18 protein-coding genes are annotated in these 19603 nt (G+C 57.1%); 3 read left to right on the top strand and 15 right to left on the bottom strand.

The window, feature by feature from the left end; genetic code table 11:
• Nucleotides 1-39: 39 nt before the first annotated feature.
• Together FHL16_RS26830 and FHL16_RS26825 are read right to left on the bottom strand one after the other, a co-directional pair.
• Nucleotides 40-492: a PaaI family thioesterase gene (locus tag FHL16_RS26830; protein WP_010456830.1), complete on the bottom strand. Its 453-nt coding sequence runs from the start codon at nt 490-492 to the stop codon at nt 40-42.
• Entirely contained in the window at nt 489-965 is a 477-nt protein-coding gene (locus tag FHL16_RS26825; protein ID WP_077749774.1) for a PaaI family thioesterase, read from the bottom strand. The genes FHL16_RS26830 and FHL16_RS26825 overlap by 4 nt, the downstream gene beginning before the upstream one ends.
• Nucleotides 966-1122: 157 nt before the next feature.
• On the opposite strand from FHL16_RS26825, the gene FHL16_RS26820 reads away from it, so the two are divergent.
• Nucleotides 1123-1380, top strand: a complete 258-nt coding sequence (locus tag FHL16_RS26820; protein WP_010456834.1) for a hypothetical protein — start codon at nt 1123-1125, stop codon at nt 1378-1380.
• Between the two features lie 68 nt (nt 1381-1448).
• Here FHL16_RS26820 and FHL16_RS26815 read toward each other — a convergent pair whose 3' ends face one another.
• Complete coding sequence (locus FHL16_RS26815; protein ID WP_010456836.1) at nt 1449-1850, bottom strand: MAPEG family protein; 402 nt, start codon at nt 1848-1850, stop codon at nt 1449-1451.
• Nucleotides 1850-2587 (bottom strand): DUF599 domain-containing protein, encoded by a 738-nt coding sequence (locus FHL16_RS26810; protein ID WP_010456838.1) that lies wholly within the window; start codon nt 2585-2587, stop codon nt 1850-1852. The genes FHL16_RS26815 and FHL16_RS26810 overlap by 1 nt, the downstream gene beginning before the upstream one ends.
• Nucleotides 2588-2849: 262 nt before the next feature.
• On the opposite strand from FHL16_RS26810, the gene FHL16_RS26805 reads away from it, so the two are divergent.
• A complete protein-coding gene (locus FHL16_RS26805; protein ID WP_077749773.1) occupies nt 2850-4121 on the top strand; it encodes a hypothetical protein in 1272 nt (423 codons plus the stop codon).
• A 90-nt stretch (nt 4122-4211) separates the two neighbouring features.
• Here FHL16_RS26805 and brnQ read toward each other — a convergent pair whose 3' ends face one another.
• The 10 genes from brnQ to sdhC all read right to left on the bottom strand — a co-directional run bounded on the left by brnQ (nt 4212) and on the right by sdhC (nt 17349).
• Nucleotides 4212-5525: a branched-chain amino acid transport system II carrier protein gene (gene brnQ / locus FHL16_RS26800; RefSeq protein WP_010456842.1), complete on the bottom strand. Its 1314-nt coding sequence runs from the start codon at nt 5523-5525 to the stop codon at nt 4212-4214.
• Nucleotides 5526-5975: 450 nt separating this feature from the next.
• Complete coding sequence (sucD, locus tag FHL16_RS26795) at nt 5976-6857, bottom strand: succinate--CoA ligase subunit alpha (RefSeq protein WP_008148605.1); 882 nt, start codon at nt 6855-6857, stop codon at nt 5976-5978.
• Complete coding sequence (gene sucC, locus FHL16_RS26790; RefSeq protein ID WP_008148602.1) at nt 6857-8023, bottom strand: ADP-forming succinate--CoA ligase subunit beta; 1167 nt, start codon at nt 8021-8023, stop codon at nt 6857-6859. The genes sucD and sucC overlap by 1 nt, the downstream gene beginning before the upstream one ends.
• Before the next feature lie 196 nt (nt 8024-8219).
• On the bottom strand, nt 8220-9656 hold the full coding sequence (gene lpdA / locus FHL16_RS26785; protein WP_077749772.1) for a dihydrolipoyl dehydrogenase: 1437 nt from the start codon (nt 9654-9656) through the stop codon (nt 8220-8222).
• A gap of 107 nt (nt 9657-9763) precedes the next feature.
• Complete coding sequence (odhB, locus tag FHL16_RS26780) at nt 9764-10984, bottom strand: 2-oxoglutarate dehydrogenase complex dihydrolipoyllysine-residue succinyltransferase (RefSeq protein WP_010456848.1); 1221 nt, start codon at nt 10982-10984, stop codon at nt 9764-9766.
• Between the two features lie 42 nt (nt 10985-11026).
• Nucleotides 11027-13858, bottom strand: a complete 2832-nt coding sequence (locus FHL16_RS26775; RefSeq protein ID WP_077749771.1) for a 2-oxoglutarate dehydrogenase E1 component — start codon at nt 13856-13858, stop codon at nt 11027-11029.
• Nucleotides 13859-14117: 259 nt separating this feature from the next.
• Nucleotides 14118-14822, bottom strand: a complete 705-nt coding sequence (locus FHL16_RS26770) for a succinate dehydrogenase iron-sulfur subunit (protein WP_010456852.1) — start codon at nt 14820-14822, stop codon at nt 14118-14120.
• Between the two features lie 11 nt (nt 14823-14833).
• Nucleotides 14834-16609, bottom strand: coding sequence for a succinate dehydrogenase flavoprotein subunit (sdhA, locus tag FHL16_RS26765; RefSeq protein WP_008032662.1), 1776 nt, complete (start codon nt 16607-16609; stop codon nt 14834-14836).
• 3 nt (nt 16610-16612) lie between these two features.
• Nucleotides 16613-16981 (bottom strand): succinate dehydrogenase, hydrophobic membrane anchor protein, encoded by a 369-nt coding sequence (gene sdhD / locus FHL16_RS26760; RefSeq protein WP_007945134.1) that lies wholly within the window; start codon nt 16979-16981, stop codon nt 16613-16615.
• Nucleotides 16975-17349 (bottom strand): succinate dehydrogenase, cytochrome b556 subunit, encoded by a 375-nt coding sequence (gene sdhC / locus FHL16_RS26755; RefSeq protein ID WP_010456855.1) that lies wholly within the window; start codon nt 17347-17349, stop codon nt 16975-16977. The genes sdhD and sdhC overlap by 7 nt, the downstream gene beginning before the upstream one ends.
• Before the next feature lie 363 nt (nt 17350-17712).
• Here sdhC and gltA point away from each other — a divergent pair, with 363 nt between their 5' ends.
• Nucleotides 17713-19002: a citrate synthase gene (gene gltA / locus FHL16_RS26750; RefSeq protein ID WP_010456856.1), complete on the top strand. Its 1290-nt coding sequence runs from the start codon at nt 17713-17715 to the stop codon at nt 19000-19002.
• Nucleotides 19003-19262: 260 nt separating this feature from the next.
• Here gltA and FHL16_RS26745 read toward each other — a convergent pair whose 3' ends face one another.
• Nucleotides 19263-19478: a hypothetical protein gene (locus FHL16_RS26745; protein WP_138739078.1), complete on the bottom strand. Its 216-nt coding sequence runs from the start codon at nt 19476-19478 to the stop codon at nt 19263-19265.
• Nucleotides 19479-19603 lie beyond the last annotated feature (125 nt).

Genomic DNA, 19603 nt, shown 5'->3' with positions numbered 1-19603 from the left:
GGGTCGGCGGCGGGTTGTCATCAGAGTTTGGGGCTGAGTTCAGGATTTCAAGGGCTCTTCAATTTTGAAATGACCGCGGGCGGTGGCAATCGGCTCGGCTTCGGTGGTTTGCCAGGCTGTAATCGCCACGTTTGCCACGCGTCGGCCCTGGCGGCAAACCTGACATTTGGCCCACGTATCGCGAAACTGCCCGGCTCGCAGGTAGTCGAGGGAGAAATCGATGATCTTCGGTACACCGGGCGAGCCGGTGAAAATCAGCAGGTGCAGCGCTGCGGACAGCTCCATGAACCCGGCGATCACCCCGCCATGGATGGCCGGCAGTAAAGGGTTACCAATGTTGTCCTTGTTGGCCGGCAAGCGAAACAGCAGCTCATCCCCGACACGGGAACACTCGATGCCGATCAGTTTGGCGTAAGGCAGCAGGTGCAGCAGCGAGGCATAGTCCCCCTGCGCGTGGGCTTGCTGGAGTTGCTCCTTGAAAGAGTCAGTCATTTCGCACCTCCGGCGATTGCACCGCCAAAACCCTTGGCGCCTTTGACGGCTTTGCCCATGCGCATGAACGTGCCGACGACATGGGCGATGGGCTGCTCGGGATCGTCCTGGTAGGCAAAGCCTCGGGCGAAGATCACGTCGGTGGTCACCCGGTAGCATTGGGCGAAACCGTAGACATCCTTATGAGGCTCGGCGGCGTGCATGTAGTCGATGCGCAAATCGAGGGTCGGGCAGACTTCAAATTCGGGCAGGACGCAGAGGGTCGACATGCCACACGCGGTGTCCATCAGCGAGGTCAAAGCCCCGCCATGGATCACACCGGTCTGCGGGTTGCCGACGATTTGCGGGCTGTACGGCAGGATGACCGTCAGCCCTTCGTTGCTGGCGCTGTGAACCCGCAAACCCAACACCTGACAATGCCTGAGTGCCGAAAGAAATCGCGTCGCGCGCTCAAAAACGGGGTTTTCGGCCATGTGATAAACACTCTTCTTAATAGTCGGAAATCGTATTCGGCGTATTCGTAAAAGTTCCCGCAGGAATATTCTTATATATCTGAACGATTTGAGGAACTTAACCTTGGGGGCTGTGCTCGAAAGGCCAGTAGATATTTTCCATAAGGAGATACACCCCATGCGTAAGACTTTAGCTATTGCCTTGATGTTGACCGCTTCCCTCGGTCTCGCTGCTTGCGATAAAAAATCCGAGGACAAAGCTCAAGATGCTAACCAACATGCTGAGCAAGCTCAGGAAAAAATGGGCGAAGCTCAGGATAAAGTGAACGAAGCTGCGAAAGAAAACGCCGAAGCTGCCAAAGCTCAGGCCGAATCGAACAAAGCCGCTGTTCAAGAGTCGGCTCCAGCCGCTCCTGCTGAAGCACCTAAAAACTAAAACAGTTTTTAGCGTGATAAAAGAAAACCCGCCAAGTGCGGGTTTTCTTTTGTCTGTCATTCGACCCTTTAGAGCAAAACAGTTCTAAAAGTCGGACTAATCATCAACAGCAACGAACACACTAGTCCGACGATCCATACCAGGCTGCGCTGCCAGGCAAGATCCGCCCAATAGCACAGTAAATAAATGATTCGGGAAATCACAAAGATGATGGCCAGCGAATCGATCAGCCACCCCGCCGTCTGCGTGGTGTGCGCCATCAACACCCCCACCGCAAACAATATGAACGCCTCGAAGCTGTTTTGATGCGCCGCCACTGCACGGGCGCCGAAACCTGTGAGTTGCGCCTGTTGCTGACGCGGCAGGTGATTGTTGTAACCGCCCTGCTCTTTCATGGCCTTGGTCACGGGCATGCGGGCCACGTAGATCAGCAAGGCGCTGATAAACACGCACCAGAACGGAATACTCATCAAGCGGCCTCTTTATTGGCTTCGGGCAATGGCGCCTCTGTAGGGGTATAGACCATCACATCGAGAACGTCGGAATGAAACTCCCGGCGATACAACACCAGCACCACGCCAGCACTCATCAACATGAACAGCCATGGGCTGACGAACCAGGCCAGCATGGTCATGCCAAAGTAGTAAGAACGCAGGCCAAAGTTGAACTGGTTGGCCGCCATGGAAATTACCCGGGCGGCTCGGGCGGCGAAGGCTTTGCGCTCTTGTTCGGACACGTGACGTTCGCCAATCATCGGCGCCGACCCGATCAAAATGGCGGCGAAGTTGTACTGGCGCATGCACCAGCTGAAGGTGAAGAACGCATAGACAAACACCAGCGCCAGGCACAGTAACTTGATCTCGGACATCCCCTGCGACGCCTGTTGCACCATTGGAATATCCGCCAGCAACGACACGGCCCGTTCCGACGCACCGAGTACGGTGAGAATGCCAGCCAGGATAATCAGCGTGCTGGAGGCAAAGAACGAGGCGTTACGCTCCAGGTTGCCGACCACGCTGGCGTCGGCGATGCGGTTGTCGCGCAAGAGCATGCGGCGCATCCAGTCTTCACGGTACAGGTGCAGCACACTGGCCAGGCATGCGGTGTCGCGGCCCTTCCATGAGGCATAGCGGGTGTAACCGCCCCAGCAGATGACAAACCACAGCGCGGCAACGATGTGGATGATATTGGCGTGGATGAACGACATGCAGGTCCTTAAACGTGGGCTGAAGCTGAGTTTTCAATACGAATTGGCTGTGCAAGGCAACCACTACCTCTCGCGTTTAACGTTACATAAGCGCTTGTTCAATGCAAAGTCGAAAAAGGGCGCACTTCATTAAATTCTATCGATTGAACATCATCAATAGCTGTCATATTTGACAGCTATTCAGTCTTATTTTTACCGGTTAGCCTCCAAGGTATCGCTCGTAGCCTCTTGAACTTTATCAATCGGCACCTGGAGAATTCCTATGCTCAGCCCCCAAAAAAAATCAGCCGCGGCTCCTGATGAACAATGGCTTGATCCGTTTTTTGGGGAGGCTGGCGTAGCCTATCAATTTTCTGCAGGAAGTGACCCACTGCAAATTGTTTCCAGAAGACCCGACGAGAAGTTACTTCTGGCAGGCGGCGTCTACTGGGAAGGTCATCAAGACTTCCAGCTTGTACAACTGCTGGAAGATGGCAGCCGGGATCCTGATTTTGCGGATGACGGAATACTCAAGGGCGGGTTTAAGGTTGGATCTCGGGCCTCTCTACACGGCGCCCAACTTTACAAAGATGGGAAGATCCTGGTCATTGGTACACACCGCGACGATATTGAGTATCTTGCTTTCGCGCGCTTTCTCGAAAACGGCAAACCTGATTACACGTTTGGCGATGAAGGTCTGGTACTGAATCCCTACCCAACCCACTTGAGTAACCTGGCCGTTTCAACCAGACCCCATCTTTCAATGACTCAACCAACCTCCAACACTGCAATCGGTCCAAATGGCGAGATCATAATGGCGGGTTGGATGAGCATCTTTCGATACGACCCAGACGGCAAACTTGATCTGTCATTTAACGGAAGCGGTAGCATCAATGTCGATTTCGTCATCCATGCAGTCGGCGCGTCCGCTGATGGCGCCATTACTGTCGTCGGATCCAGCTCCGTAGGCTTTAGCCCTCAGAACGAAGGTATCGTCGCCCGCTTCAAAGCTGATGGAACTCCAGACAATTCCTTTGGGACGAGCGGCATCACGAAAATCCGCATCGACGAAGCCGATACAGTATTTTCAGGCCTGTTACTGCGCGAAGATGGCAGTACGTTCGTGACTGGCTCGTTGGACCGAACCCCGAACGATGTTTGGGGCAACGGCCGCCGGGGAGTGCTTGCAGCGTTTAATGGAAATGGTTGGCCAAATCTTGTTTTCAACGGTGGCAAAGCGGTGGTGTCCGAGTTGCCATCAAGCGCAGCCAACGCATGGTCCGACATTGGCGGAGACCCTGCACATGGAATTGTCGTCGTTGGCCTGTCAGGCGCGAGAAGCAGAGAGAGTACGCTGATCGCCCGTTATGAGGCTACGGGAAAACTCGACATCACGTTCGGCGACGAAGGCTTTCTGAATACCCGCTTTGGAAAAGATTACGAGTTCTGGAAATCGGTGGTTGTGCAACCCGATCAAAAAATCATTGCTTCGGGTGACTGCCGGTATTTTTTTGACAGGGCGACTGTTGCGCGGTTTCTAGCCACCAGAGAGTAGTAACTGGTGATAAAAAAATGCCCGGTATCGATTGATACGGGGCATTTCTATAGCGACTCAAGACCCGCTTGTGGCGGGCCATGAAGCAACTTAAGCCAGCACTTCTTCGCGCTTGCCCAGCAGACGATCGCAAACCACCGCAACCACCAAGGTCATCACCGACGGCACCAGCCACGCCAGACCTTGCTCGCTCAACGGCAGGTGGGACAGCTGAGCTGGCATCCAGTCCGCCAGCCCCGCCCCCTTGAGCGCATCGATCATGCCGAAGATGAACGACACCAACATCACGGGGCCAACGATACGGCCCTGTTCATGCCAGAAGTCTTTGCAGAAGCTCAGCGCTACCAGGGCGATGCACGGCGGGTAAATCGCCGTCAGTACCGGGATCGAGAACGCAATCAGCTTGGTGAGGCCCAGGTTGGACACAAACAGGGAGAACACGGCGAGGATGATGACCAATGTCTTGTAGGACAGTGGCAGCACACGGCTGAAGTATTCGGCGCATGCACACGTCAGACCGACCGCGGTGACCAGACAGGCCAGGGAGATCAGCACCGCCAGGAAACCGCTGCCCAGCGAACCAAAGGTGTGCTGAACATAGGCGTGCAACACCGCGGCACCGTTGGCTGCACCGGCCGCCACTTCATGACTGCCGGAACCGAGACGAAACAGGCTGACATACACCAGCGCCAGGCCCACGCCGGCAATCAGCCCGGCAATGATCGCGTAGCGGGTGATCAGCGCTGGTGACTCGACGCCACGGGAGCGGATCGCGTTGACGATGACAATGCCGAACACCAGCGCGCCAAGGGTATCCATGGTCAGGTAACCGTTGATGAACCCTTGGGAGAACGGCGCCGCGACATACTCAGGCGTCGCCACGCCGATGTCACCGGCAGGCAGCGCGAATGCGGCGATGCCGAGTGCGGCCAGGGCGATGATCTTCAGGGGGGCGAGGAAACGTCCTACGGTATCCAGCAAACGGCCCGGATAGAGCGAAATGAAGAACACCAGCAGGAAGTACACCGAGCTGTAGAGGAACAGCGCCAGCGGGCTCTCGCCGGTCAGCGGCGCCAGACCCACTTCGAACGATACGGTCGCGGTACGCGGCGTGGCGAACAGCGGGCCGACCGCGAGGTAGCACGCAGCGGCCAGCAGGCCGCCGGCGATTTTGCCGATCGGGCTGCTCAAGGCATCCATCGCACCACCGACCTTGGCCAACGCAACCACGGTGATCACCGGCAAACCGACTGCCGTGATCAAGAAGCCTAGCGCCGCCATCCAGACATTGGGCCCGGACTGCAAACCGACGATAGGCGGGAAGATGATGTTGCCAGCCCCGACAAACAGGGCAAACGTCATAAAACCAAGTGCCAGGATGTCCTGACCTTTCAAGACTTTCATTAAGGAAATACCACACTACTGAATCGGAATTTAGAGAGGGATTTCCCTGAGGGGTGAGGGAAATGCTGTCGGTCCGTATAGGACTGACCCGTTTAGCGCGACGCTTCCTTGTGGGACGCAAACGCAAAAATGGCGGCTAGCCTAACGAATTTGCCCGACAAACGCACTGTTAAGGGGCGATCTATCCGATACGCGACATTTCCGTGTCGCGTTTACATATCTAATTTACCTAAGAAGAGCCCCGTGGCGAGGGAACTTGCTTCCGCTCGGCTGCGCAGCAGTGGTAAATCCATTGCATGCGGCGTACCGGACAATCTTCGACGGCCTGTTTTGGGGCCGCTTCGCAAGCTCCCTCGCCACAAAAAGCACTGCAAATATCTAAACACCAGAAACGACAAAGGCCACCCGAAGGTGGCCTTTGTTTGGTGAAGCGTCAGCTAAGCGCGAGGCTTATTTGATCGCCCAACCGGTCAGCTCGGACAATGCCTTGCCGATGTCTGCCAGCGAACGCACGGTTTTAACGCCTGCGTCTTCCAGGGCAGCAAACTTCTCGTCTGCAGTGCCTTTGCCGCCAGAGATGATTGCGCCAGCATGGCCCATGCGCTTGCCCGCAGGGGCAGTCACACCAGCGATGTAGGAAACAACCGGCTTGGTCACGTGTGCCTTGATGTAGGCAGCCGCTTCTTCTTCAGCCGAACCGCCGATCTCACCGATCATGACGATCGCTTCGGTCTTCGGGTCTTCCTGGAACAGCTTCAGGATGTCGATGAAGTTCGAACCCGGGATCGGGTCACCACCGATGCCGACGCAAGTCGACTGACCGAAACCGGCGTCAGTAGTTTGCTTCACAGCTTCGTAGGTCAGGGTGCCGGAACGGGAAACGATACCGACCTTGCCTGGCAAGTGAATGTGACCTGGCATGATGCCGATCTTGCATTCGCCTGGAGTGATCACGCCTGGGCAGTTAGGACCGATCAGGACTACGCCCAGCTCGTCGCACTTAACTTTAGCGTCCAGCATGTCCAGGGTAGGAATGCCTTCGGTGATGCAGACGATCAGCTTGATGCCGCCGAAAGCAGCTTCCAGGATCGAATCCTTGCAGAAAGGAGCCGGAACGTAGATCACGCTGGCGGTAGCGCCAGTGGCAGCTACAGCGTCTTTCACGGTGTTGAACACTGGCAGGCCCAGGTGCTCGGTGCCGCCTTTGCCTGGAGTTACGCCGCCAACCATCTTGGTGCCGTATTCGATGGCTTGCTGGGTGTGGAAACTACCTTGCGAACCGGTAATACCCTGGCAGATAACTTTGGTGTCTTTATTGATCAGGACGCTCATTATTTGCCCTCCGCAGCTTTAACGACTTGTTGAGCAGCGTCGGTCAGGCTGGTAGCAGCGATGATGTTCAAACCGCTTTCTGCCAGTACTTTAGCGCCCAGCTCAGCGTTGTTGCCTTCAAGGCGAACAACAACCGGGATTTTCACGCCGACTTCTTTCACAGCGCCGATGATGCCTTCGGCAATCATGTCGCAACGAACGATGCCGCCGAAGATGTTGACCAATACTGCAGCGACGTTAGTGTCGGACAGGATGATCTTGAACGCTTCGGTAACGCGTTCTTTGGTAGCACCGCCGCCCACGTCGAGGAAGTTGGCTGGTTTGCCGCCATGCAGGTTGACGATGTCCATGGTACCCATGGCCAGGCCAGCACCGTTGACCATGCAACCGATGTTGCCTTCCAGCGCTACGTAGTTCAGTTCGAACTTGGCAGCGTGCGCTTCGCGCGGATCGTCTTGCGACGGATCGTGGAAAGTCTTCAGCTTAGGCTGACGGTACATGGCGTTGGCGTCGATGTTGATCTTGGCGTCGAGGCAATGCAGATCGCCGTCAGCCTTGATCACCAGCGGGTTCACTTCCAGCAGAGCCAGGTCGTGATCCTTGAACAGCTTGGCCAGACCTACGAAGATCTTGGCGAACTGAGCAACTTGCTTGCCTTCCAGACCCAGCTGGAATGCCAGCTCGCGACCCTGGAATGGCTGGGCGCCAACCAGTGGATCGATCGTGGCTTTCAGAATTTTTTCTGGAGTGTCGTGAGCGATTTTCTCGATGTCCACGCCACCTTCGGTGGAAGCCATGAACACGATGCGACGGCTCGAACGGTCAACGACAGCGCCCAGGTACAGCTCTTTAGCGATATCAGTGCACGATTCAACCAGGATCTTGGTGACTGGCTGGCCATTGGCGTCAGTCTGGTAAGTCACCAGGCGCTTGCCCAGCCACTGCTGTGCGAATGCCTTGGCGTCTTCTTTGCTGCGAACCAGCTTTACGCCGCCCGCTTTACCGCGACCACCAGCGTGGACCTGGGCTTTGACAACCCACTCGGTGCCGCCGATTTTGTCGCAAGCTTCTGCTGCTGCTTCCGGGGTGTCTACTGCGAAACCCTGGGATACTGGCAGGCCGTACTCAGCGAACAGCTGCTTACCCTGATACTCGTGAAGATTCATGCTTATTACCGTCTTCGTTAGGTACTGCGCATTCGGTGCTGCACTTGTTCAAGTGCCGCACCACCTGTGACTGCTGCTTGCGTAGTCTTTCCGGACAACCGGTGCAGCTACGCAAGACTGCGTCCAGCGGATATTCCGCGGTGAGTCTTGCATGCAAGGCTCACGACGGGCCATACCGCCGTGGTTTCTTATTGTCTTAACGCTTCTTGCGGTTGGCGATGTGGATGGCGCCGCCATTCACAGCCAGAGCAGCTTCGTGCAAGGCTTCAGACAAGGTCGGATGGGAGAAAACCATCATGCCCAGGTCTTCAGCGCTGGTGCCGAACTCCATGCCGATCGCGCCCTGCTGAACCAGTTCTGCAGCGCTCGGGCCAATCACGTGGACGCCCAATACGCGGTCAGTCTTGGCATCAGCAATGACTTTCACGAAACCGCCGGTGTCGTTGGCTGCCATGGCACGGCCACTGGCTGCGAACGGGAAGGTGCCAACGTTAACTTCAACGCCTTCAGCCTTCAATACCTGCTCGGTCTTGCCGACCCACGCGATTTCCGGGTGAGTATAAATAACAGACGGGATCAGGTCATAGTTGATTTGGGCTTTGTGGCCCTTGATGCGCTCAACCACCATGATGCCTTCTTCGGACGCCTTGTGCGCCAGCATCATGCCGCGAACCACGTCACCGATCGCGTAAACGCCCGGTACGCTGGTGGCGCACTGGTCGTCAACGAATACGAAACCGCGCTCGTCGATGTTCACACCGCTGTCGGCAGCCAACAGTTCGGTGGTCACTGGACGGCGACCAACGGCAACGATCAGCTTGTCGAAGGTGATGTTCTGTTCGCCGTTGGCATCGGTGTAGTTCACCACGACTTCGTCGCCGTTCACTTTGGAACCGGTAACGCGAGCGCCCAGCTTGATGTCCAGACCTTGTTTGGTCAGGGTCTTGAAGGCTTCTTTGGAAACGGCTTCGTCAGCGGCTGGCAGGAACTTTTCCAGCGCTTCCAGGACAACCACTTGCGAACCCAGACGCGACCAGACCGAACCCAGTTCCAGACCGATGACGCCAGCGCCGATCACGCCCAGACGCTTGGGAACGGATTGGAATTCCAGCGCGCCGGTCGAATCGACGATGACGTTCTGGTCAACCGGAGCCGGTGGAATGTCGATCGGACGCGAGCCCGAAGCCAGAATCACGTTCTCGGCTTCGATGATTTCAACGGTGCCGTCTGGCTTGGTCAGCTCGACTTTCTTGCCAGCCAGCAGCTTGCCGTGGCCTTGCAGGGAAGTGACGCCGTTCGCCTTGAACAGGGTGGCAACGCCAGAGGTCAGGCCTTTGACGATGTTGGCTTTACGGCCAACCATTGCCGCCACGTCCATGGTCACGCCAGCGTGATTGATGCCGTGGATCGCGAAGCCTTCTTTGGCTTCCTTGTACTTCCAGGAGCTGTCCAGCAGCGCCTTGGATGGAATGCAGCCGACGTTCAGGCAAGTACCGCCGAGGGCCAGTTTGCCTTCCTTGTCGGTGTATTTCTCGATGCAGGCAGTGGAGAGGCCCAGTTGCGCTGCTTTAATGGCAGCCACGTAGCCGCCAGGGCCCGCGCCAATCACTACCACGTCGAATTTCTGAGTCATAAAAAAGGTTCCCTTTTAGCAGCAAGCTTCAAGCCGCGAGCTGCAAGTTGAAGCCCATTCGCATGTTTTGCGCTTGAGGCTTGCAGCTTGCAGCTTGCAGCTGCTTTTTAGATATCCAGCAGCAAACGAGCCGGGTCTTCCAGCAGGTTCTTGATGGTAACCAGGAAGGTCACAGCTTCTTTGCCATCGATCAGACGGTGATCGTAGGACAGAGCGAGGTACATCATCGGACGGATCACGACCTGACCGTTGATCGCCATAGGACGCTGCAGAATGTTGTGCATGCCCAGGATGGCCGCTTGCGGCGGGTTGACGATCGGAGTCGACATCATCGAACCGAAAGTACCACCGTTGGTGATGGTGAACGTACCGCCGGTCATTTCGTCCATCGACAGTTTGCCGTCGCGAGCCTTCTTGCCGAAGGTGGCGATGCCGCCTTCGATTTCAGCCAGGCTCATCAGTTCGGCGTTACGCAGAACCGGTACAACCAGGCCGCGGTCGCTGGAAACAGCCACGCCGACGTCGGCATAACCGTGGTAAACGATGTCGGCACCGTCGATCGACGCGTTGACAGCCGGGAAGCGTTTCAGCGCTTCAGTGGCAGCCTTGACGAAGAACGACATGAAGCCCAGGCGCACGCCGTTGTGGGACTTCTCGAACAGGTCTTTGTACTTCGAACGCAGGGCCATGACTTCAGTCATGTCGACTTCGTTGAAGGTGGTCAGCATCGCCATGTTCGACTGGGCTTCTACCAGGCGCTTGGCCACGGTAGCGCGAACGCGGGTCATCGGAACGCGCTTCTCGATGCGGTCGCCAGCGGCGAACACAGGAGCAGCGGCAGCCGGAGCAGCAGCCTTGGCAGGCGCGGCAGCCGGAGCGGCTTTCTTGGCAGCAACGGCTGCAACCACGTCTTCCTTGGTCACACGACCGCCTTTGCCAGTGCCGGCAACGGAAGCGATGTTGATGCCGTTTTCTTCAGCCAGCTTGCGAGCAGCCGGTGCAGCAACAGGATCGTCTTCGCCTTCGGCGGCTGGCGCAGCAGCTTGTGCAGCAGCCGGAGCCGCGGCAGCAGCTGGAGCGGCAGCAGCGCCGCCCGCTTCGATGGAGCCCAGCACTTCGTCGGACAGAACGGTGTCGCCTTCGTTCTTGACGATAGCGCCCAGCACGCCGTCAGCGGTAGCCAACACTTCCAGCACAACCTTGTCGGTTTCGATGTCGACGATCAGGTCGTCACGCTTTACAGCGTCGCCCGGTTTTTTGTGCCAGGTGGCAACGGTGCCATCGGCAACCGATTCCGGGAAAGTGGGGGCTTTGATTTCGATAGCCATTATCTGTGGGTCCTTAAATTCGGTTTCAGGTGCGCGAAGGCGTTAAACAGTAAAGGCGTCTTGCAGCAGTTTTTCCTGCTGCTCAGCGTGCATCGATGCATAACCACAAGCAGGTGCAGCAGAAGCATCACGGCCGGCGTACTCGAGAACGAGTGCCTTGTTGTGATTGCCCACGATGCGGCGCATGTGGTGCTGGCTGCAGTACCAGGCACCCTGGTTCATCGGCTCTTCCTGACACCAAACGATATGTTTGAGGTTGGTGTACGGAGCCAGGACTTCATTCAAGTCGTCCTCAGGGAACGGGTACAGCTGCTCGATACGCACGATGGCGATGTCATCACGACCTTCGGCACGGCGTTTTTCCAGCAGGTCGTAGTAGACCTTGCCGCTACACAGAACAATGCGCTCGACCTTTTTCGGGTCTTGGGCATCGATTTCCGGGATCACGGTCTGGAACGAACCTTCGGCCAGATCCTCCAGGGTCGATATGGCCAGTTTGTGACGCAGCAGCGACTTCGGAGTCAGAACGATCAATGGCTTGCGCAGCGGGCGAATCACCTGACGACGCAGCAAGTGGTAGATCTGGGCCGGAGTGGTCGGTACGGCTACCTGAATGTTGTGCTCGGCGCACAGTTGCAGGTAACGCTCCAGACGCGCCGACGAGTGCTCCGGCCCCTGACCTTCATAACCGTGCGGCAGCAGCATGGTCAGACCGCAAAGACGGCCCCACTTGTGCTCGCCACTGGTGATGAACTGGTCGATAACTACCTGGGCACCGTTGGCGAAGTCGCCGAACTGGGCTTCCCAGATCACCAGCGCCTCAGGCGTGGTGGTCGAGTAACCGTATTCGAACGCCAGCACGGCTTCTTCGGACAGGAACGAATCGTACAGGTCGAAACGTGGCTGGCCCTTGTACAGGTTTTGCAGCGGGACGTAGGTCCCCGCGTCTTTCTGGTTGTGCAAGACAGCGTGACGGTGCGAGAACGTGCCGCGACCGATGTCCTGACCCGTCATGCGAATCGGGTGACCTTCGAACGCCAGGGTCGCGTACGCCATGGTTTCGGCGTAACCCCAGTTGATCGGCAGGCCGCCGGCTTGCATCTTCTGACGGTCTTCGTAGATTTTCGAGACCTGGCGCTGAACCACGAAGCCTTCCGGGATTTCCAGCAGCTTGGCGGACAGTTCCTGCAAGGTTTTCAGATCGAAACGCGTGTCGTGACGCGCGGTCCAGGCGTGGCCCAGATACGGACGCCAGTCCACGAACAACTCTTTGTTCGGCTCTTTGACCAGGCTTTTTACAACATGCAGGCCGTTGTCCAGCGCGTTGCGGTATTCGTCGACTTTCGCCTGAACACGCTCTGCGTCGAGTACACCGCCCTGGGTCAGACGATCGGCGTACAGCTCACGGGTGGTGCGCTGCTTGGTGATCTGCTGATACATGATCGGCTGGGTGCCACTTGGCTCGTCGGCCTCGTTGTGGCCACGACGACGGTAGCAGACCAGGTCGATTACCACGTCACGCTTGAACTGCATGCGGTAGTCGATGGCCAACTGGGTCACGAACAATACGGCTTCCGGATCATCACCATTCACATGGAGGATCGGCGCCTGGATCATTTTCGCAACGTCGGTCGCGTACTCGGTGGAACGCGAGTCCAGCGGGTTGCTGATGGTGAAACCGACCTGGTTGTTGATCACGATGTGCACGGTGCCGCCGGTCTTGAAACCGCGGGTCTGCGACATCTGGAAGGTTTCCATCACCACGCCCTGACCGGCGAATGCCGCGTCACCGTGGATGGAGATCGGCAGAACCTTCTCGCCGGTAGGGTCGTTACGACGATCCTGACGGGCGCGAACCGAACCCTCGACCACTGGAGATACGATTTCCAGGTGGGACGGGTTGAACGCCATCGCCAGGTGAACTTCACCGCCGGTGGTCATGACGTTGGACGAGAAGCCCTGGTGATACTTAACGTCACCGGAACCCAGCTCGACCTTCTTCTTGCCTTCGAACTCGTCGAACAGCTCGCGCGGGTTCTTGCCGAAGGTGTTGACCAGCACGTTCAGACGGCCGCGGTGGGCCATGCCGATAACGATTTCCTTGGTACCGTAGGAACCGGAACGCTGGATCAACTCGTCGAGCATCGGAATCAGGCTCTCGCCGCCTTCCAGGCCGAAACGCTTGGTACCCGGGTATTTGGTGCCCAGGTATTTTTCCAGGCCTTCGCCGGCGGTGACGCGCTCGAGCAGGTGGCTCTTGATGTCGGCGGAGTACGTCGGACGACCACGCACGCTTTCCAGACGCTGCTGGAACCACTGGCGCTGCTCGGAATCGGTGATATGCGTAAATTCAGCGCCGATGGTGCGGCAATATGTCTGCTGCAACGCTTCGTGAATTTCGCGTAGGCTCGCCTCCTCTTTGCCGATGAACAGGTCGCCGGCACGGAAGGTCGTATCAAGATCGGCATTGGTCAAGCCGTAATGATTGATCGACAGGTCTGCAGGTGCAGGACGCTGCCACAGCCCCAGCGGGTCAAGCTGGGCTGCCTGGTGGCCACGCATACGGTAGGCCTGGATCAATCGCAGCACTTCAACTTGCTTCTTCTCGTGCTCACTGCTCACGCTGCCGGCGGAAACCGGTTGGGCGCGGCGCTGGTTCTTTGCCAGCAAGACGAAATGATCGCGAATTGTGGAGTGCGAAACATCGGTGGCAGAGCTGCCGTCAATAGGCAGCTTCTGAAAGTAGGTGCGCCACTCTTCTGGCACAGCGTTAGGGTCGTGCAGGTAGAGCTCATAAAGCTCTTCCACATAGGCAGCGTTTCCACCTGAAAGGTAGGCGCTGTTCCACATGCGCTGCATCACGCTTTCTTGCATGCTTGGTCACCCTCGGTTAGGGGAACACCACCGGCGTCGACACCGAGCAAACTTGCAGAAGTCCGAATGCAGCGACCAAAACAAGCCACTTAGGATCACGCTGATAGTCCGGGTACCAGCCCGGATGCCCCTGCTTGTCTCATTTCTTCAAAATAAGAGCCGCAGCCTTGTAAGCTGCTGCCCAGGTTAAAACTACGGCGCCGGTTGAAGCCTGCGCCGTAGCATCTACGGGTACAGCGGTCTTGCAGTTACAGCTGAATCACACGCCGCTTTGCAGCAGCATGTTACGCACGTGACCGATGGCCTTAGTCGGGTTCAGGCCTTTCGGACAGACGTTGACGCAGTTCATGATCCCGCGGCAGCGGAATACGCTGAACGGGTCATCCAGCGAAGCCAGACGCTCGGCAGTCTTGGTGTCGCGGCTGTCTGCCAGGAAGCGGTACGCTTGCAGCAGTGCAGCCGGGCCCAGGAACTTGTCCGGGTTCCACCAGAAGGACGGGCAAGAGGTCGAGCAGCAAGCGCACAGGATGCACTCGTACAGACCGTCGAGCTTTTCACGCTCTTCCGGGGTCTGCAGACGTTCGATGGCCGGAGCCGGCGTGTCGTTCTGCAGGTATGGCTTAACCTTCTCGTATTGCTTGTAGAAGATGCTCATATCGACGACCAGGTCACGGATAACCGGCAAACCTGGCAGCGGACGAACAATCAGCTTGTTACCTTTTACGACAGAAGACAGCGGCGTGACGCAGGCCAGGCCGTTTTTGCCGTTGATGTTCATGCCGTCGGAACCGCAAACACCTTCACGGCAAGAGCGACGATAGGAGAAACCTTCGTCCTGCTCTTTGATCAGGGCCAGCACGTCCAGCACCATCAGGTCTTTACCACCGGTGTCGACCTGGAATTCCTGCATGAACGGCGCAGCGTCCTGATCAGGGTTGTAGCGATAAACACTGACTTGCAACATGGCGGCCACCCTTAATAAGTCCGAATCTTAGGTTCAAAAGTCGGAACAGTTTTCGGCGAGAAGTTCACGGCACGCTTGGTCACGCGCTTGTCACCCGGGAAGTACAGGGTGTGGCACAGCCAGTTTTCGTCGTCGCGATCTTCGTAGTCTTCACGGGCGTGAGCGCCGCGGGACTCTTTGCGGATCTCTGCAGCGATGGCGGTGGCTTCGGCCACTTCCAGCAGGTTTTGCAGTTCCAGGGCTTCGATTCGAGCGGTGTTGAACGCCTGGCTCTTGTCGTTGATCTTGACGTTGGCGATACGGCCACGCAGGTCAGCCAGCTGGGCAATACCCTTCTGCATGTATTCACCGGTACGGAATACACCGAAGTAGTTCTGCATGCAGCTTTGCAGTTCTTTACGCAGAGTGGCGACGTCTTCGCCTTCTGTACGCGAGTTCAGGCCATCGAGACGAGCCAGGGCTGCGTCGATGTCGGACTGGCGAGGACGGGCGTAATCAACGCCTTCTTTCAGGGTCTGCTCCAGGAACAGACCGGCCGCACGGCCGAATACCACCAGGTCGAGCAGCGAGTTGCCACCCAGACGGTTGGCACCGTGAACCGATACGCAGGCCACTTCGCCCACTGCGAACAGACCAGGAATGATCTGGTCGACGCCGTCTGCGTCCTGGGTGATTGCCTGGCCATGAATGTTGGTGGCAACGCCGCCCATCATATAGTGGCAGGTTGGAACGACCGGAATCGGCGCCACGGCTGGATCGACGTGGGCGAAAGTCTTGGACAGTTCCATGATGCCTGGCAGACGACTGTGCAGAACTTCTTCACCGAGGTGATCGAGTTTCAGCATTACGTGGTCGCCATCCGGACCGCAACCGTTGCCGGCGATGATTTCTTTAACCATCGAACGGGCAACAACGTCACGACCTGCAAGGTCTTTGGCGTTCGGAGCATAACGCTCCATGAAACGCTCGCCGTGCTTGTTGATCAGGTAACCGCCTTCACCGCGGCAACCTTCAGTCACCAATACACCGGCGCCGGCGATGCCGGTCGGGTGGAACTGCCACATTTCAATGTCTTGTACCGGCACGCCAGCACGCAGAGCCATGCCGACGCCGTCACCGGTGTTGATCAGGGCATTGGTGGTGGACGAGTAGATACGACCTGCACCGCCAGTCGCCAATACGGTGGCGTTAGCGCGTACGTAGGAAGTTTCGCCGGTTTCGATGCAGATGACGATCATGCCGACAAAGGCACCGTCTTCGTTCTTCACCAGATCCACACCGTAGTATTCGTTGAGGAATACGGTGCCAGCCTTGAGGTTGGCCTGGTACAGGGTGTGCAGCAGTGCGTGACCGGTACGGTCGGCAGCGGCGCATGTACGTGCAGCCTGGCCACCTTTACCGAAGTCTTTCGACTGACCGCCGAACGGACGCTGATAGATGCGGCCCTGTTCGGTACGGGAGAACGGCAAACCCATGTGCTCGAGTTCGAAAACGGCTTCCGGGCCTACGGAACACATGTATTCGATAGCGTCCTGGTCACCGATGTAGTCGGAACCCTTGACGGTATCGTACATGTGCCAGCGCCAGTCATCGTTCGGATCTGCCGAGGCGATGGCGCAGGTGATGCCACCCTGGGCGGATACGGTGTGCGAACGAGTCGGGAAAACCTTGGTAACTACGGCAGTCTTGTGACCACCTTGTGCCAGTTGCAGCGCAGCACGCATGCCAGCACCGCCGCCGCCAATGATGATGGCGTCGAACGAAAGCGTATTAACTGTAGTAGACATGAATCAGATACCCCAGAGAATCTGCACACCCCAGACGAAGTAAGCGAACATCGCAACGCCGCATACCGCCTGAAAAAGGAAACGTATTGCAGTTGCGGACTTGCCGAACGCCATTGGCGTCAGGTAGTCGGTCGCGATGGTCCACATGCCGACCCAGGCGTGAGCGCCGAGGGCAACGAGGGCCAGGAGACTGAAAATACGCATCCAGTTGCTTGCGAACAGTTCATGCCATTGGGCGTAGCCGATGCCAGGGTTGGCGACGACGTATCCGATCAGGAAAATGAAATAAGCCGCGAGAACGACCGCAGACACACGTTGTGCCATCCAGTCATAGAGGCCCGAACGGGACAGGTTCGTGACGTTAGTTACCATATCCAAACTCCTGCCAGAACGATTACCACCACGGAAACGGCGATAACGATTTTCGAGCCCAGTTTGCCGCCTTCAAGCGACTCGCCGATGCCCATGTCCATGATCAAATGGCGCACACCGGCAACCAGGTGATACAGCAAGGCGGACAGGATGCCCCAAATCACTAGCTTGGCTAGCGGACTGGTCAGACACGCTTTCACCTGACCGAAGCCTTCTTCCGAGTCGAGCGACTTGTCCAATGCATAAAGCATGATGGCCAGGCTGACAAAGAGGATGATTCCGGAGATTCGGTGAAGAATGGACGTGTAAGCAGTGACTGGGAGTTTGATGGTCCTTAGGTCTAGGTTTACAGGTCGTTGGCTATTCACGGCTTTTTTTCACACTGAAGAGCCCCTAACAATCAGGGCAAAGTTGTTGGGGAGTGCACTGGTCAGGTACCCACCACCCAGGGAGTGCGACCCCCAGTAAAGCAGGCCCAAAAGCCCCTGGCGGTCGGAGGCCGAGTATAGACAGTTAGGCTACTAATGACAACGCGTTCACCTTCCCCTAATAGCTCATTGCACAAGTTGGATAAAAGGCGTAAATGGCAGTCAATTTCGAGGAAAAAGTCCGGTTAAAGCCTTCTGGAGCAAGACTTTAGGCAAATTGACATTCGAATTTATCTCACTATAGTGGTGCGGGCCCTGCGTGGGGGGTCTGTCTGATGATTTCAAGCATAAATAGGAGGCCACATGGCTGACAAAAAAGCGCAGTTGATCATCGAGGGCGCAGCCCCCGTCGAGCTGCCCATTTTAACCGGCACCGTTGGTCCCGATGTAATCGACGTTCGGGGCCTGACGGCCACGGGCCGTTTCACCTTTGACCCTGGTTTCATGTCGACAGCTTCCTGCGAGTCGAAGATCACCTATATCGACGGCGACAACGGCATTCTGCTGCACCGCGGTTACCCGATCGAACAGCTCGCTGAAAAATCGGACTACCTGGAAACCTGCTATCTGCTGCTCAACGGCGAATTGCCGACCGCAGAACAGAAGGCCCAGTTCGTCAGCACCGTGAAGAACCACACCATGGTTCACGAGCAGCTGAAGACCTTCTTCAACGGCTTCCGTCGCGACGCTCACCCAATGGCCGTCATGTGCGGCGTAGTCGGCGCCCTCTCGGCCTTCTACCACGACTCCCTCGACATCAATAACCCGCAGCATCGCGAAATTTCCGCGATCCGCCTGGTTGCCAAGATGCCGACCCTGGCAGCGATGGTTTACAAGTACTCCATGGGCCAACCCATGATGTACCCGCGCAACGACCTGACGTACGCGGAAAACTTCCTGCACATGATGTTCAACACCCCGTGCGAGATCAAACCGATCAGCCCGGTACTCGCCAAGGCCATGGACCGGATCTTCATCCTCCATGCCGACCACGAGCAGAACGCATCGACTTCCACTGTACGCCTGGCCGGTTCTTCGGGTGCCAACCCGTTCGCCTGTATCGCCGCCGGCATCGCTGCACTGTGGGGCCCTGCCCACGGCGGCGCGAACGAAGCTGTTCTGACCATGCTCGATGAAATTGGCGATGTGTCGAACATCGACAAGTACATTGCCAAGGCCAAGGACAAGAACGATCCGTTCAAGCTGATGGGCTTCGGTCACCGGGTTTACAAAAACCGCGACCCACGCGCTACCGTCATGAAGCAGACTTGCGACGAAGTGCTGAAGGAACTGGGTATCAAGCACGACAAGCAACTCGAACTGGCCATGCGCCTGGAAGAGATCGCGCTGACCGACCCGTACTTCATCGAACGCTCGCTGTACCCGAACGTCGACTTCTACTCGGGGATCATCCTCAAGGCGATCGGCATTCCAACCAGCATGTTCACCGTGATCTTCGCCCTGGCGCGGACTGTCGGCTGGATCTCCCACTGGAAAGAAATGCTCTCCAGCCCGTACAAGATTGGCCGTCCTCGCCAGCTGTACACCGGCTACGAGTCGCGTGACATCACCAAGCTGGAAGACCGCAAATAAGACCTGTCTTGCGATAACGTCTTAAGCTGTACCGGGAACGGCCTCTATTTATATAGAGGCCGTTTTTGTTTGTGCGGTCTCAGCGGCCTAGGGGCCGACTGGGTTTTTGGTTGTGTACATATCCGTTTCTGCGGTAACGGCTACTTATGGTTTCGCTCTTACAGCGAGTCCTTTTTTCAAACGCCAAAAGGGAACCAAAAGGCTTCGCCCCGACGTACGGCGCCTCGCTGAGGCTCCGCGATCCCTCGCTACGGCGTCCATCAGGGGGCATCGCCTAAGGTCTGCCGAAGGGGCGAGAGAACAAGATCAAGATCAAGATCAACGTCAAAAGCCAAAGCCAAAGCCAAAGCCAAAGCCAAAGCCAAAGCCAAAAGGATCACTGCCTTTGGAAAGCTTGCGTACATCCGCAAGAACAGGTCGGCTGTCAGGCTGCCTTCGCGGGCAAGCCGCGCTCCTACAAGGGGTTCGCTGTACACGCTTCGCTCTTCACCATTCATCAGGCCGAGCGTTAGCTCGCCTGCAGCTTGGCCGTCATCGCTGGCAGGCCAGCTCCCACAGGGTCAGGTGTTCACCTGCAAGTCATTGGTCGGCTGTCAGGCCG

It is taken from the genome of Pseudomonas sp. FSL W5-0299 (genome assembly GCF_005930655.1).
GTDB lineage: Bacteria > Pseudomonadota > Gammaproteobacteria > Pseudomonadales > Pseudomonadaceae > Aquipseudomonas > Aquipseudomonas mandelii.
The sequence above is the reverse complement of the archived record's forward strand: the minus strand, read 5'-3'. Positions and strand labels throughout refer to the sequence as shown.